General features: G+C 64.5%; 21 protein-coding genes. 11 read left to right on the top strand and 10 right to left on the bottom strand.

The window, feature by feature from the left end; genetic code table 11:
• Positions 1–468: 468 nt before the first annotated feature.
• Positions 469–732: a 30S ribosomal protein S20 gene (gene rpsT, locus FHS92_RS10375; RefSeq protein ID WP_184080151.1), complete on the bottom strand. Its 264-nt coding sequence runs from the start codon at positions 730–732 to the stop codon at positions 469–471.
• Between the two features lie 120 nt (positions 733–852).
• A complete protein-coding gene (gene mutM / locus FHS92_RS10370; protein WP_184080149.1) occupies positions 853–1,665 on the bottom strand; it encodes a bifunctional DNA-formamidopyrimidine glycosylase/DNA-(apurinic or apyrimidinic site) lyase in 813 nt (270 codons plus the stop codon).
• Between the two features lie 56 nt (positions 1,666–1,721).
• Here mutM and FHS92_RS10365 point away from each other — a divergent pair, with 56 nt between their 5' ends.
• The 8 genes from FHS92_RS10365 to FHS92_RS10330 are packed head-to-tail and all read left to right on the top strand — an operon-like array spanning position 1,722 to position 7,530.
• The gene (locus FHS92_RS10365; RefSeq protein WP_184080147.1) at positions 1,722–2,453 is read left to right on the top strand and encodes a class I SAM-dependent methyltransferase; all 732 of its coding nucleotides are present in this window, start codon (positions 1,722–1,724) and stop codon (positions 2,451–2,453) included.
• Positions 2,454–2,472: 19 nt separating this feature from the next.
• A complete protein-coding gene (gene ubiB, locus FHS92_RS10360) occupies positions 2,473–4,017 on the top strand; it encodes a 2-polyprenylphenol 6-hydroxylase (protein ID WP_184080145.1) in 1,545 nt (514 codons plus the stop codon).
• 38 nt (positions 4,018–4,055) lie between these two features.
• Entirely contained in the window at positions 4,056–4,352 is a 297-nt protein-coding gene (locus FHS92_RS10355) for a nucleotidyltransferase family protein (protein ID WP_184080142.1), read from the top strand.
• Entirely contained in the window at positions 4,352–4,702 is a 351-nt protein-coding gene (locus FHS92_RS10350; RefSeq protein WP_184080390.1) for a HepT-like ribonuclease domain-containing protein, read from the top strand. Before FHS92_RS10355 ends, FHS92_RS10350 begins: the two co-directional genes overlap by 1 nt.
• Positions 4,699–5,943: a bifunctional phosphopantothenoylcysteine decarboxylase/phosphopantothenate--cysteine ligase CoaBC gene (gene coaBC / locus FHS92_RS10345; protein ID WP_184080140.1), complete on the top strand. Its 1,245-nt coding sequence runs from the start codon at positions 4,699–4,701 to the stop codon at positions 5,941–5,943. Before FHS92_RS10350 ends, coaBC begins: the two co-directional genes overlap by 4 nt.
• Positions 5,940–6,395 carry a dUTP diphosphatase gene (gene dut / locus FHS92_RS10340; RefSeq protein ID WP_184080138.1) on the top strand — a complete coding sequence of 152 codons (456 nt, stop codon included), beginning with the start codon at positions 5,940–5,942 and terminating at the stop codon, positions 6,393–6,395. Before coaBC ends, dut begins: the two co-directional genes overlap by 4 nt.
• Positions 6,395–7,162, top strand: coding sequence for a molybdopterin-synthase adenylyltransferase MoeB (locus tag FHS92_RS10335; protein WP_184080388.1), 768 nt, complete (start codon positions 6,395–6,397; stop codon positions 7,160–7,162). Before dut ends, FHS92_RS10335 begins: the two co-directional genes overlap by 1 nt.
• Positions 7,159–7,530 carry a DsrE family protein gene (locus FHS92_RS10330; protein ID WP_184080136.1) on the top strand — a complete coding sequence of 124 codons (372 nt, stop codon included), beginning with the start codon at positions 7,159–7,161 and terminating at the stop codon, positions 7,528–7,530. Before FHS92_RS10335 ends, FHS92_RS10330 begins: the two co-directional genes overlap by 4 nt.
• A 15-nt stretch (positions 7,531–7,545) precedes the next feature.
• Here the strand turns inward: FHS92_RS10330 and FHS92_RS10325 are convergent, their stop codons facing one another.
• From FHS92_RS10325 to FHS92_RS10315, 3 genes are read right to left on the bottom strand one after another with little or no spacing between them, the layout of a single operon-like run.
• Positions 7,546–8,010, bottom strand: a complete 465-nt coding sequence (locus tag FHS92_RS10325) for a flagellar protein FlgN (protein WP_184080134.1) — start codon at positions 8,008–8,010, stop codon at positions 7,546–7,548.
• Positions 8,007–8,303 carry a rod-binding protein gene (locus tag FHS92_RS10320; protein ID WP_184080132.1) on the bottom strand — a complete coding sequence of 99 codons (297 nt, stop codon included), beginning with the start codon at positions 8,301–8,303 and terminating at the stop codon, positions 8,007–8,009. The genes FHS92_RS10325 and FHS92_RS10320 overlap by 4 nt, the downstream gene beginning before the upstream one ends.
• A complete protein-coding gene (locus FHS92_RS10315; RefSeq protein ID WP_246351899.1) occupies positions 8,303–9,403 on the bottom strand; it encodes a flagellar basal body P-ring protein FlgI in 1,101 nt (366 codons plus the stop codon). Before FHS92_RS10315 ends, FHS92_RS10320 begins: the two co-directional genes overlap by 1 nt.
• Positions 9,404–9,591: 188 nt before the next feature.
• On the opposite strand from FHS92_RS10315, the gene FHS92_RS10310 reads away from it, so the two are divergent.
• Both FHS92_RS10310 and FHS92_RS10305 read left to right on the top strand, forming a co-directional pair.
• Positions 9,592–9,942, top strand: coding sequence for a flagellar assembly protein FliX (locus FHS92_RS10310; protein WP_184080128.1), 351 nt, complete (start codon positions 9,592–9,594; stop codon positions 9,940–9,942).
• A gap of 269 nt (positions 9,943–10,211) precedes the next feature.
• Positions 10,212–10,727 carry a PEPxxWA-CTERM sorting domain-containing protein gene (locus FHS92_RS10305; protein WP_184080126.1) on the top strand — a complete coding sequence of 172 codons (516 nt, stop codon included), beginning with the start codon at positions 10,212–10,214 and terminating at the stop codon, positions 10,725–10,727.
• A gap of 43 nt (positions 10,728–10,770) precedes the next feature.
• Here FHS92_RS10305 and FHS92_RS10300 read toward each other — a convergent pair whose 3' ends face one another.
• The 5 genes from FHS92_RS10300 to flgC are packed head-to-tail and all read right to left on the bottom strand — an operon-like array spanning position 10,771 to position 13,684.
• Entirely contained in the window at positions 10,771–11,841 is a 1,071-nt protein-coding gene (locus FHS92_RS10300) for an EscU/YscU/HrcU family type III secretion system export apparatus switch protein (RefSeq protein WP_184080124.1), read from the bottom strand.
• Between the two features lie 3 nt (positions 11,842–11,844).
• The gene (fliR, locus tag FHS92_RS10295) at positions 11,845–12,639 is read right to left on the bottom strand and encodes a flagellar biosynthetic protein FliR (protein WP_343056714.1); all 795 of its coding nucleotides are present in this window, start codon (positions 12,637–12,639) and stop codon (positions 11,845–11,847) included.
• A gap of 24 nt (positions 12,640–12,663) precedes the next feature.
• Positions 12,664–12,939, bottom strand: coding sequence for a flagellar biosynthetic protein FliQ (locus FHS92_RS10290; protein ID WP_184080122.1), 276 nt, complete (start codon positions 12,937–12,939; stop codon positions 12,664–12,666).
• Complete coding sequence (gene fliE, locus FHS92_RS10285; RefSeq protein WP_184080384.1) at positions 12,936–13,259, bottom strand: flagellar hook-basal body complex protein FliE; 324 nt, start codon at positions 13,257–13,259, stop codon at positions 12,936–12,938. Before fliE ends, FHS92_RS10290 begins: the two co-directional genes overlap by 4 nt.
• A 17-nt stretch (positions 13,260–13,276) precedes the next feature.
• Positions 13,277–13,684 carry a flagellar basal body rod protein FlgC gene (gene flgC, locus FHS92_RS10280; RefSeq protein WP_184080120.1) on the bottom strand — a complete coding sequence of 136 codons (408 nt, stop codon included), beginning with the start codon at positions 13,682–13,684 and terminating at the stop codon, positions 13,277–13,279.
• Between the two features lie 109 nt (positions 13,685–13,793).
• On the opposite strand from flgC, the gene FHS92_RS10275 reads away from it, so the two are divergent.
• Positions 13,794–14,027 carry a FliM/FliN family flagellar motor switch protein gene (locus tag FHS92_RS10275; protein WP_184080118.1) on the top strand — a complete coding sequence of 78 codons (234 nt, stop codon included), beginning with the start codon at positions 13,794–13,796 and terminating at the stop codon, positions 14,025–14,027.
• Position 14,028 lies beyond the last annotated feature (1 nt).

Genomic DNA, 14,028 nt, shown 5'->3' with positions numbered 1-14,028 from the left:
TAACGGGCACAAACCACCGGCTCGGAAAACCGGTGGTTTTCCGATCAACTGGTTCAGCAGCACTATGATGCGCAGGGAACGATTCGATTCCCCACTGCCCCGTTGCAGTGAATTACGCAGGCGTTAACGATTGGATCAAGAGCGGAAGCCGTCAAAAAAATGAAATAAAATATTTGACAGCTTCAAGCCCGCAGAAATGCGCGTATTGTAAATAACACATTGAAATACAACGTTTTTTTATAAGGCCTGTGTTCGCAGGCGCGGCGAATCAGCACAACTCCTGAGCTTTCTTCCCTGCCTCTTTTTTGGGCAGCCCAGAGTACTGAGCCTGAGCCGGATATCGCTTTTCATCTGTCCTTCATTTGTTCCAGAGCCGACTCGTTTGGTGGTCGGCCAATGAACGGTACACAGCAAAAAGGCCCGCCCGGTTGCCCGGCGAGCCTTTTCATTCTTGCGGTGCGCAGCAGCTCAGGCGAGCGCGACGACGGCCTTGGTCAGGCGGCTGAACTTGCGCGCAGCGGTGTTCTTGTGCAGCACACCCCGGGCGACGCCCCGTGCCAGTTCCGGCTGAACGGTCTGAAGGGCCGATACGGCAGCCGCCTTGTCACCGGCCGCTACGGCGCTCTCGACCTTCTTCACCAGCGTCCGGATGCGTCCGATGCGGTTACCGTTGATCTCTGCGCGACGTTCGTTGCGACGGATGCGCTTTTTTGCCTGCGGCGTATTGGCCATTGTTCTCAAAAACCCATGTAGATGCGGATGAGAGCCGGGAGGACAGACCCAACCTGACTCGTGAAGCCGTGCCCCATAATCATTTCGCCGGAGCGCGTCAACCGCAAGCCGGGTTTTCCTCTATTTCTGGCAGGACCGGCACCAGAAGGTCGACCGCCCGCCCTCCGTCCGCCGCTCGACGGTGCCGCCACAGGGGCATGGCTCGCCTTCCCGCCCATAGACGCGCCATTGCTTGGAGAAATAGCCCAACTCGCCATCGGGTCGCGCATAATCGCGCAGGGTCGATCCCCCTGCCCGAATCGCACTGGTCAGCACGGCCTGCACGGCCTCGACCAGCCGCTTGAGCCGCGCGATGCCGATCCGCCCGGCGGCGGTGCCCGGCGCGATGCCCGCAAGATTCAGCGCCTCGCACACATAGATATTGCCCAGCCCCGCCACGACCCGCTGGTCGAGCAGCGCCAGCTTGATCGCCACCGTCTTGCCTTTCAACGCCTGTTGCAGGGTGGCAGCCGTGAATGTCGGCCCCAGCGGCTCCGGTCCCATGCGCGTGAAGGGCGGATAATCGGCAAGTGTGTCACCGCGTACCAGATCAACAAAGCCGAATCGGCGGGGGTCGTGCAGCGCCAGGACCCGGCCGTGACCGGTCTCCAGCACCAGATGATCGTGCGTGCCCATGTCTGCCGGGTCCACCCGCCAGCGGCCGGACATGCCCAGATGAAAGATCAGCACATCGTCGCGGTCGGTCATGATCAGACCATATTTGGCGCGGCGGGAAAGGGACGTCACACGCGCGCCCGTCATCCGCTGACGCAGATCGGCGGGGAACGGAATGCGCAGGTCCGCCCGGCGCGGCTCGACACGGACGATCAGCTGGCCATCCAGCACGGATCGCAATCCGGCGACGGTGGTTTCGACTTCGGGAAGCTCTGGCATCCTCTTGCGCTTAACAGCCTTTGCGGATGCGGCAAGACTCGGCTAGTGGCGAGGCTATGAGCGAAACAGTTTCCTTCGGCTACCGGGATGTGGACGCAGACGAAAAGGCGGGCATGGTCCGCTCGGTCTTTTCCAGCGTTGCGGCGAAATACGATCTGATGAACGACGCCATGTCCGGCGGCGCGCACAGGTTGTGGAAGGACCAGTTTGTCCGCCGGGTGAAGCCGCAGGCCGGTGAGGCGATTCTCGACATGGCGGGCGGCACGGGCGACATCGCGTTTCGCCTCGCCCGGCATGGCGCGCAGGTCACCGTGGCGGACATCAACCCCGACATGCTCGGCGTGGGGCAGGAACGCGCAACGAAGCGCGGGATCGACGGCCTCGCATGGTCGGAACAGAATGCCGAGCAACTGACCTTTGCCGACCGCCGCTTCGATGCCTATACGATCGCGTTCGGCATCCGCAACGTCACCCATATTGATAAGGCGCTGGCCGAAGCGCACCGTGTCCTGCGGTTCGGCGGACGTTTTTTCTGTCTCGAATTTTCAAGCACGACCTGGCCGGGCTTTTCGGAAGTGTACGACGCCTATTCGCATCATGCCGTCCCGCAGCTTGGCAAGATGCTCGCCGGGGATGCGGAGAGCTATCGCTATCTGATCGAATCGATCCGCCGCTTCCCACCCATGCCGGAGTTCGAACGGATGATCCGCGCCGCCGGGTTCGCGCAGACGAAGGTGGAACCGATCTTGGGCGGCCTTGTCGCGATCCACAGCGGCTGGAAAATTTGAACATGAGCATCCGGCGGGCATGACCTCCCACGTCACGCATCTTTGGCGGTTGCTGAAATGGGGCCGCACGCTCGCCCGCCATGGCGCGCTGATGGGAATTGAGCGCGATCCGCTCACCCCTGCGCCGGTCCGTCGCCTCGTGCGTATCGCCCGCATCGGCGCGCGCGTGCCGAAGGAACCACGTTATGCCGTCGCGTTTCAGTCCATCGGCCCGGCCGCCATCAAGCTCGGCCAGACTCTTGCGACCCGGCCCGATCTGGTCGGCGAAGTGGCGGCCCGTGATCTGCTGAGCCTTCAGGACGCGCTGCCGCCGCTGCCCTTTCCCGCCATCCGCGCGCAGATCGAGACCGCGCTGGGCCGCCCGCTCGAAACGCTCTACGCCCGGATCGACGAGATGCCGGTCGGCGCAGCATCCATCGCGCAGGTCCACCGCGCTACGACGCTAGAAGGCCGCGATGTCGCGGTAAAAGTGCTGCGCCCCGGCGTCGCGGAGCAGTTCGCCCGTGACATCGAGACCTATGAATGGGCGGCCGCGCATCTGGAACAACTGGGGGGGGAAGCCGCGCGCCTGCGTCCCCGTATGGTGATCGCGAACCTCAAACGCTGGACCGCGCGCGAACTCGACCTGCGCCGGGAAGCCGCCTCCGCCTCTGAACTTGCCGAAGCGATGCAGGCCGAACCGGGCTATATGATCCCGGCCATCGACTGGGACCGCACATCCGGGCGCGTCATGACGATGGAGTGGATCGACGGGATCAAGATTTCCGACCGTGCCGCCATCATCGCTGCCGGGCACGATACCCGCATCCTGGCGGCGCGCCTGGTCAACACCTTTCTGCGTCAGGCGATCGCCGAAGGCTTTTTCCACGCGGACATGCACCAGGGCAATCTGTTCGTCACGCCGGATGGCAAGATCGCGGCCATCGACTTCGGCATCATGGGGCGGATCGACCGCCGCGCGCGCATGTGGCTCGCCGAGATTCTCTACGGCCTGATTACGGGCAATTACCGCCGCGTCGCCGAAATCCATTTCGAGGCGCAATATGTGCCATCGCATCACAACGTCGCGGAGTTCGCGACCGCGCTCCGCGCGGTGGGCGAGCCAATGCGCGGCAAGCCGGTCAAGGAGCTGTCCGTCGGCCAGATGCTCGACGGCCTGTTCGCGATTACGCGCGATTTCGACATGCAGACCCAGCCGCACCTCCTCCTCCTGCAAAAGACGATGGTGATGGTCGAAGGTGTAGCGACCGCGCTCGATCCGGACATTAATATGTGGGAGACGAGCGGACCCTATGTATCGGGCTGGTTGCGCGACGAACTGGGGCCAGAAGCGAAGCTGGCCGACAGCCTGATCCTGAACTGGCGCACGCTCCAGCGCCTGCCTGATCTCGTCCGCCGGATCGAGGACCACTTCCCCGATCCCGGCGGCGCACCGCCCGCCCCCCCGCTTCCCGAGATCCGCCTGATACGCGTCGACCATGCGGGCCGCGCGTGGAAATACGCAGGCGTTGCGATTGTCGCGGCGGCCCTTGGCGCGATGGCGATGCGGATGTTCGGCCTGTAGCACTGGCGTTCGCCAGCGTTTCGCCTTATCTAACCCATATGACCCGCGAGGAAGCCATCACCCGCATCAGGGCTCACGAAGCCGAATTGCGCGCGGCCGGCATGTCTGCACTTTACCTCTTCGGCTCGACCGCGCGAGGCGAAGCGGGGGCGGGGTCGGATGTGGATTTGTCCTGCGACCTGAAAGACGGAGAGCCGATCGGTCTGCTCGATTTCATTGGCATGCAGCAGCATCTCGAAGCCATCCTTGGTGCGCGGGTTGATCTCGTGGAAAGCGCCTGCCTTTATCCTCGGATTGAGCGGCACGCCGCGCCCGATATGGTACGCGTTTTTTGATGGAAAAAGAGCAACGCGATCCCGCAAGACTGTCCGTCATCCTGCTTTTAATCGGGCGTATCCGGACGCGTCTGGCCAAGACATCGCTTGAAAGCTTTGCGGATGACTGGGACGACATCGATCTCCTCTCATACCGGCTTTCGATGATCGGTGAAGAAAGCAACAAGCTGACTGACGCGCTCAAGGCGCGGCATCCGGATATTCCGTGGCAGCAGATTTACGGGATGCGCAATATTATCGCCCATGAATATATGCGGGTCAGTCCGCTCCGCATTTGGCAAACGGCTACCTCGCAACTTGATACTCTGGAACATGTCTGCCGCACGGAATTGGCAAGGTTGGAACCATGACCCAGCGCATCCTTCTCATCGTCTCCGGCGGCATAGCGGCGTACAAGTCGCTCGAACTGGTCCGCCTGCTGAAGCGCGAAGGGCTCGCTGTCCGCGCGGTAATGACGCAGAGCGCGTCGGAGTTCGTCACGCCGCTGTCGCTCGGCGTCATGACGGAGGACCATGTCTATGGCGACATGTTCGACCTCAAGGAAGAGCGCGAGATCGGTCATATCCAGCTCTCGCGGCAGGCGGACCTGATCGTCGTCTGCCCCGCCACGGCCAACATCCTCGCCAAGATGGCGGCGGGGATTGCGGACGATCTCGCCACCACGATCCTGCTCGCCACCGACAAACCCGTGCTCGCTGTTCCAGCGATGAACGTGCGTATGTGGGAGCATCCCGCGACCCGGCGCAATCTGGCGCAGCTTGCCGCCGATGGCGTTGCCATCATGCAGCCCGACAGCGGCGCAATGGCCTGCGGCGAATGGGGTGAAGGCCGCCTGCCTGAACCGCCCGCCATTGTCGGCGAAATCAAGCGCATGCTGAGTGCGGGGTGCGACACGGCAATCCCCATGCCGCCTCCGCGCCTGCTGACCGAGGCGAGCCGTCCGCTTATCGGCAAGCATATCCTCGTCACCGCCGGCCCGACACACGAGCCGATCGATCCGGTGCGCTACATCGCCAACCGCTCGTCGGGCAAGCAGGGTTTCGCCATCGCGCGTGCTGCCGCCGACGCGGGCGCCCGCGTCACGCTTGTGGCGGGTCCGGTCGCTCTGCAGACTCCGCGCGGCGTCGACCGGGTGGACGTGGAGACAGCCCGCGACATGCTCACCGCCGTCGAACAGGCGCTGCCCGCTGACGCCGCAATATTGGTGGCGGCCGTGGCGGACTGGCGTACCGCCGATGCCAGCGGCCAGAAGATCAAGAAGGATGGCACTGGCGCGCCCTCCCCGCTCGCCCTGACCGAAAATCCCGATATCCTGGCGACGCTCGCCATCTCCGCGCGCCGCCCGCGCCTGTTGGTCGGTTTCGCGGCGGAGACCGAGAACGTTGTCGCCCACGCGCAGGCGAAGCTTGCCCGGAAGGGGTGCGACATGATCGTCGCCAACGACGTGTCCGGGAATGTGATGGGCGGGGACCGCAACCGCATTCACCTGATCACGAAAAGCGACGTCGAAAGCTGGGAGGACCTGCCCAAGGATGCTGTCGCCACACGTCTCGTCACCCGTATCGCCGATCATCTGAAAGACCCCGCATGACCGCCCCGATCACCATTGCCCTCAAGCGCCTGCCCCATGGCGAGGGGCTGCCGCTCCCTGCTTACGCAACCGACGGGGCGGCGGGCATGGATGTCGTCGCGGCGGAGGATGTGGATCTGGCGCCCGGCGGCCGCCACGCTGTCGCCACCGGCTTCGCATTCGCCATTCCGGCAGGGTACGAGATCCAGGTGCGGCCGCGCTCGGGCCTTGCCCTCAAGCACGGAATTTCGCTACCCAACACGCCTGGCACGATCGACAGCGACTATCGCGGTGAGCTCAAGATCATCATGATCAATCTGGGGCAGGACAGCTTCGCCATCCGCCGGGGCGACCGGATCGCGCAGCTTGTCGCCGCTCCGGTCCAGATGGCGCGCTTTTCCGAAGTCCCGGAACTGGACGATACGGTGCGGGGTTTGGGAGGTTTCGGATCGACGGGAGTGAAAAGCGGATGATCGACCTGCGCGATGACCAGCTGGATCGCTACGCCCGCCATATCATCCTCAAGGAAATTGGCGGCGCGGGACAGGTTCGGCTGTTGGGCGCACATGTCACCGTGATCGGCGCGGGCGGCATCGGCTGCCCGGTCATCCAGGTTCTCGCGGGTGCCGGTGTCGGTACGCTGCGGGTTATCGACGACGACCGTGTCGACCTTTCCAACCTGCAACGTCAGACCCTGTTCGGGATCGAAGACATTGGCCAGCCCAAGGCAGAAGCGGCGATGCGCGCCGTCGCGCGGCTGAACCCGGACGTCAAACTGGTGCCGATCAACCAGCGGATCGACGCGGAGAACGCCGAAACGCTGCTGCGCAACAGCGACGTCATCATCGATGGCTGCGACAATTTCGCGACCCGGCTCGTCGTCAGCGACACGGCCACGGCCCTGCGAATCCCGCTCGTTTCCGCCGCCGTGGGTCAGTTCGAGGGGCAGCTCTCCGTCTATCGCGGGTGGGAGCCGGATCAGCCCTGCTATCGCTGCCTCGTCGGCGAAGACCCCGCCCGTGCCGAAGCCAGCTGCGCCGATCAGGGCGTGCTCGGTGCCCTTACCGGCACGATCGGCAGCCTCGCCGCGCTGGAAGCGATCCGCGCCCTCGTTCCCTTTGGCGAGGACAGCGCGGGCAAGTTGCTCATCGCCGACCTGCTCTCGCTGCGGTTCCGCACGCTGGGTGTACCCAAGGAGCCAGCCTGCCCCGCCTGCGCCAGCCTGCCCTGTCCGGCGTGAAACCGCCTAGGCTTGCTCTCGTCCTGCTCACCGATGATGCCGAACGGCTGCGTGGCGGACTCGTACTTGCCATGGCGCACGGCGCGCTGGGGGGAGAAGCCAGCCTGTTCCTCCAGCTCGACGCCGTCCGCCTGCTCGGTCCTGCCACAGACCCGCCCCGCGATGGGGATCACCGCGCTGCGGGCCTTCCTTCGCTCGCCGACCTGATTGACGAAGCGCTTGGGGGCGGCATAGCCATCACCGTGTGCCAGACCGGTCTGGCGCTTGCGAACCTTGATGCGGGCGGGATCGACCCGCGCATTGCGATTGGCGGCGCGGTGTCGTTCCTTCAGGGGATCGGCGGTGATGATCGACTGCTGGTGGTGTGAAGCGCAGCCGACGGACTAAAGCCGCGTGTTGATGGAAAGCGGTATCTGGGCATGGGCCTGCCGGACCTTGCCCCTTCGCCCATAAGTCCGGGCCCGCCGCCCGGTCAGCCGCTCCAGTTCCTTGCCCACCGCGCCGAGCAGTTCGCTCGAGAGGTCGATCTGCCGTTCCAGCACGTCGCTGTTCACGACCGCCGCGCGGTTGAGTTCCTCGATCGCCTGCATCAACGCGCCGCGCTCGCCCTCCGGCAGCGCCTCGATCCACCGGGGATTTTCCCGCGCCTGTCGCGCGCCGATCTCGTCGAGCCGCCCCGCGAGCCGCGCCTTGGCAAGCGCCAGCTCGGCGATGTCCGCCACCGGCCCGGACACCGCCAGCCGTTCGCTTTCTTCCTCGATCACGCGGATCAGGGCGTAAAGGGTATCCATCACCTCAACAACCACAGACGGGCCAGAGGGCAAGGGTTCCGGCAGGGGTTTGGTCATGGCTGCGATCCTTTCTGCAAACGGATGATTTCGGCCAGCACCTGATCGGCGATGCCGATGCCTGTACCGGACGCCGTGCGGCTTTCGGCCATCGATCGTCCCATCGTGTCGGCCAGCACGCCCCGAAACATGTCTTCGCCATGGCCGCCGCCAAACTGGTTATCGGACTGCACCGACTCCATCATCAGCCGGGTCATCTCGCCCAGGAACACCGCCTCGAATTCCCGCGCCGCCGTCCGCGCTTTCGCGTCGGTTGGGGGTAGAGCAGGTGCGTGCCCCACAGGTTCGACCATCACTGCACCTCGATATCGGCCTGCAACGCGCCGGCCGTGCGGAGCGCCTGCAGGATGGTGATGAGATCGCGCGGCGATACGCCAAGCGCGTTGAGGCCACCCACGAGCGAGCGCAGCGACGCACCATCGACCATCGCCAGCGACTTGCCACCGCCATCGTCGACCGCAACCTGGCTGCGCGGCAGCACGGTCGTTTCCCCGCCGCCCAACGGCGCGGGCTGGGCCGCCACCGGGTTTTCCGAAACCGAGATCGTCAGTCCCCCCTGCGCGATGGCGACAGGGCTGATCCGCACATCGGCGGTCATCACCACCGTACCCGCCGCCTCATTCACGATGACGCGCGCGGGCTGATCGACCTCGACGGGAAGATTCTCGATCTGTGCGACGAGATCGACCAGCGGTCCGGCAAAGCCCGATCCCACGCGCAGTTCGACGGTCGACGGATCGAGCATTTCCGCCGATCCCGCAAAGGCCGTGTTGATGCTCTGCGCGACCCGGCGCGCGGTCGTGAAGTCCGGGTTGCGCAGCGCGAGCTTCAGGCGGGTCGCGGACTTGAGCGCAAACGGCACCTCGCGCTCCACGATGGCTCCCGCCGCGATCCGTGCGGATGTCGACACGCCCCGGCTGATGTTCGCCGCCGCGCCCTGCACCTTGAAGCCTGACACCGCAACCGAACCTTGCGCGACCGCGTAGATCTGCCCATCCATCGCCTTGAGCGCCGTGACCAGCAATGTGCCGCCCTGAAGACTGGTGGCGTCGCCCAGCGCCGACACCTGTACATCGATCTGCGATCCTGTGCGGGCGAAGGCGGGCATGATCGCCGTCACCGAAACAGCGGCAACATTCTGCGTTTTCATCTGCGCGCTGCGGATGTTGACGCCCATCCGTTCCAGCATCGCCTGCATCGACTCTTCGGTGAACGGCACGTTGCGGATCTTGTCGCCCGTACCTGCAAGGCCCACCACCAGCCCATAGCCGATCAGCTGGTTGGGCCGAACATTCTCGATATCAACGATATCCTTGATGCGCGGTCCGGCTGATGCGTCGGTGGACACGAACAACAGTGCCACCACCACGAAGCCCAGCGATTTCGAAAACATCCTCATGGCTCCTATTATAGGAAGCAGAGCAGCCAGCGGGTCGCGGGAGGGCAGCAATGCGCATCGACGGGATCAGCGCGGCGGGACAGCGGACTATGGTCTCCGCCCCGACCCCTTCCCTGCCTGCCACACGCGCGACGACGCGCCTCGTGGACAGCATAGGGGGACAGCCACAAGGGCAGCCCGGCATGGCTACGCCACCTTCTGCTGACGCAGGGGCGCTCTCTATCCCGACCAGTCCAACGACTCTGGGATCGATCCAGATGCTGGTCGCGCTGGCGGCCGTGTCCCCGACCGAGGAACGTCGCCGTATCCAGTCCGCGCAGGCGCGACAGGGACTCGACACGCTGGATCGGCTGCACCGCGAATTGCTCTCGGGCAGGGCGAACCGCGCAACGCTCGACCAGCTCGCGCAGTGGCTGCAAACGCGGCCCGATGCCACCCGCCTGCGCCCGGACGACCCCAAATTCGCCGCCCTGTTGGACGATATCGACCTGCGCATCCGCGTGGAACTCGCCAAGTTTGCTGTGGAAGGATAAGTTGGGTGTCCCAAAGCGGGGCCCTAGAGATTGCTCCCAATCTGCTGTTTTACCGTCAGAGCGGGTCGTCGCGCGCACTATTGCTGCGCCATCGCCCTCCGTTCGTCGAATAAACACGCAAAACACGACGAACCGAACCCGCATCGTAACTGCGCGAGCAACCATGTGCGAGCGCTGGACGTACCCCATCGGACAGCGTCACGCCGTGTTTTTGACGAGTTGAGGCTGTCGCCACCGACTTGCCTTACCTCCCAAGCACTGGAATTTTCATGACATACAAACAAATCCTGTTCGCTGGCGCCGCGCTGGCCGGTACGATTGCGGCCGTCCCCGCACAGGCCGCACCCATCCTGTTCGAACTGAGCGGATCGCGAAACGCGACTTTCACGCTCGATACGGACACGACGCCGGACTTTTTCAGCTCGGGCACTTTTGGGGACCAGATCTCGTTTGACGGGGTCTCGGGTATTTTCGGCGGCACGCCGGGTCTGGCATCGGTCGGCTTTGGTACAGGGCTGTTCGCGACACTGAACATCGGCGGAACGCCGCTGGGCTTCACGCAGTTCGCCGGTCCGGATCTGCTGACCATTGTTAATACGAAGCCGGTCTTCAACTTCGGCACGTTCAACCTGACCAGCATTGTCTCGGGTTCGAGCACCATCACCATCTCCGCCGCGACGGCCGCTATTCCCGAACCGGCGACATGGGCGATGATGCTGGCGGGCTTCGGCGCGATCGGCTTCGCGATGCGCCGCAAGCAGGCGGTGCGCGTTACCTTCGCCTGAATGAACGCGGGGGTGGTCCGGCCGGGCTGCCCCCGCCTCAGTCTCATTGGTCGGCGGGCGCGTCTCGCGTCAACCGCATGACATAACGGATGATTTCCGCCACCGCCGCATAATGCTCCGGCGAGATTGGCTGGTCGATCTCCACTGCCGCATAGAGCGCCCGTGCGAGCGGGGGACTTTCGACGATCGGTACGCCGGCCTCCCCCGCAATCGCGCGGATCTTGAGCGCCATCATGTCCGCGCCCTTGGCCACTACCACCGGCGCGCGCATGGCTCCATGGTCGTACTGTAGAGCCACGGCATAATGCGTCGGGTTGGTGACGATCACGCTCGCGCCCGGCACCGCCGCCATCATCCGGCGTTGCGCCCGCTGCAGGGCGATTGCCCGGACACGCGCCTTGATCTGAGGATCGCCGTCGCTCTCCTTCTGCTCGTCACGCAATTCCTGCAAGGACATGCGCATCTTCGCAAACCAGCTCCTTCGCTGGTAGACAAGATCGATCACGGCCAGCGCCCCGACCAGCGTTGCGGCGGTGCGCACCATCTTTCCGACAATCATCGCGGCACTGCTCCCGATCGTCGCGGCATCCGCGCCCGTCAGGCGATCCAGCCCCGCAAGGCTGGGCCACGCCACCACGGCCAGCACAGCAATGACAAAACCGAACTTCGCCAGCGTCTTGGCAAATTCCACCCAGGCCTGCGCGCCAAAGAGCCGTTTCGCGCCCGCCACAGGTGACAGCCGATCCCATTTGAGCGCCAGCCGGTGCCAACTGATCGATGGCCAGCCCTGCGCGAAGAGCGCCAGCACCGCCGTGCCGCAGGTGAGAAGCAGGATCGGCCCGACCGCTCCCAATGCTCCGCCCAGCACGCCGGTTGCCACACGCGGTGCGCTCGCCGGGGTTAGCGTCAGGCCGCCCGCCTTGCTCCACAATCGCTCAGCGAGACCCATCAGACGCATCACAGCCGCCGATCCCACACTCCCGACGACGAACAACGCTGCGACGAACATCACCGCATGGCGCATCTCCGGCGCCATCGGCACGTCGCCCTTAGCCCGCGCGTCGTCGAGCCGCTTTTCCGACGGGGCGTAGCTTTTCTGGTCGTTATCCGCCACGAATCACATCCCCATCGTCCTGATCCCCTCCGCCATCTTCGCGGCAAAACCGTCGAGTCCGGCAGCGAGCGTCACCGCCGTCAGCGCGAGGCCGAGCAGTAGATTCAAAGGCTGGGCGATGAAGAAGATCTGCAGGGCGGGGGCAAGCCGCGCCGCCAGTCCCAAAGCGCTGTTGAAAATGATGCCGTAGACGATCAGCGGCGCGGCAAGGCTCAACCCCAAAGCCATCGCTCCGCGCGCGGCGGAAAGCGCGAGCTGCGCGAAGTCCGCTACCGGGGCAAGCGTGCCGACCGGAAACACGCCATAGCTTTCAACCAGCGCGGCGATCCACAGATGGTGCACACCGCTCGCCATGCAGATAAGCAGCGCCGCGATGCTGACGAAGCGCGCAAGCAGCGGCACCTGCCCCCCCGCCGAAGGATCGTTGACGAGCGCGGATGTCAGCCCGACCTGAAGGCTGATCAGCGAACCCGCGATAATGATCGCCTGGAACATCAGCCGCACAATCAGGCCAAGCGCCACGCCCAGCAGCATTTCGGTAAGAAGCATCCGGGCGAGGGACATGTCGCTCCCCATGATCGGGAGCAAAGCCGTTTCGATCCGGGGGCCGAGCAATGGGACCAGCCCCGCTGCAACGCCGAGCGCGATGAACAGGCGGATGCGTCCGGGAACCGCATCGTCTGAGAAGGCAGGCAACAGCATCAGCATCGCTCCCACGCGCGCGAACAGGAGCGTGAAGACCATGCTCGCCTGCGGCAGGCTGGCGGCCATCGCCGCAAAGGCAGGCTCTGCGCTCACGCTCGGCTCGCTTTCACCGGCTGATCATGGGCCGATGATGTGCGCGCTCATCTGCGCCATGAAATGGCTGAGCGCCTCGCCGATCATCGGCAGGCACAATAGCATGACCAGCCCGATGCCGATCAGCTTGGGTACGAAGGTCAGCGTCATTTCCTGGATTTGCGTCAGCGCCTGAATGAGGCCAATAACCACGCCGATCACCAGCGACGCGACCAGCATCGGTCCGGCGATCACCAGCATCAGAACCAGCGCGGATCGCGCCAGTTGCAGCATGTCGGCCGCTTCCAGACCGCCGTTCATATCTGCATCCGCATGATCTCGCCATAGGCGCTCACCACCCGGTCGCGCACCGCAATCATCGTGTCGAGCGCCGTTTCGGCCGCACCGATGGCGGTGACGACGTCGATCAGGTCGCCCTTCCCCGCCACCTGTTTGATGCTGGCCCGCTCGGCCTTGCCCAGCACCCCGGCGGTGTGGCTCACCATGCCGGACACCATATCGCCAAAGCTTGTCTTGGCGCCCTCTCCGGCTCCGTTGGTATATTCAGCGCCGCCGGGCGACCCGGTCCCCCGGATGCTCCGGCCATAGGCGCTGGCTGCATCCAGCGCGCCGATTGTTATTGCCATGATGATCCTCCCTATTTCAGCAGGTCGATGGTGCGCATGGTCAGACCCCGCGCCGCCTCGATGGCATTGACATTCGCTTCATAGGAACGCTGCGCCGCCTTCATATCGGCTGTCTCGGTGAGCGTGTTGACGTTGGGCGTCAGCACATAGCCCGCCGCGTCCGCCGCCGGATTCCCCGGCTGGTAGCTGCGCGGAAAGTCGCTTTTATCGCCTTGGATCCCGGTGACGGCCACGGTGGTTCCGCCGCTCACACGGTCGATCTGCGCCTTGAATGTCGCGACGCGCCGTCGATAGGGCGTGCCGCCTGGCGTGTTCGCCACCGAATCCGCATTCGCCAGATTTTCGGCGATGACCCGCATCCGCAGCGATTGCGCCCGCAGGCCGCTCGCCGATATGCCGACCGATTTCTGAAGGTCCATGGCCTGCCTCTCCCGTTTCTCCTCTCATGATAGGCAAATTTTGCCGGGTTCGGCCGGGGCGCGGCAAAATCTTCCTATAATCCGGGGAGGAACCAACAGGGGACGCGCCATGTCGGCCATTGACGGGATTGAAATCGAACTGTCGATCGCGCTCGGCTCCACCGCGCTACCGATCCGCCAGATATTGGGGATGAGCCGGGGCGCGATGATCGCGCTCGATTGCGGACAGGACGACCCAAGCCTGGTCTTCGTCAACGGCCAGCTGGTCGCCAAGGGGCAGGTGCTGGTCGACGAGGACCGCATGTCGCTTGAGATCACCGAAGTCATGAAGCGGGAGCTGTAAC

It is taken from the genome of Sphingobium subterraneum, assembly GCF_014199435.1.
In the GTDB taxonomy this organism is placed as follows: domain Bacteria; phylum Pseudomonadota; class Alphaproteobacteria; order Sphingomonadales; family Sphingomonadaceae; genus Sphingobium; species Sphingobium subterraneum.
This window is presented reverse-complemented; position numbering and strand designations above follow the sequence as displayed.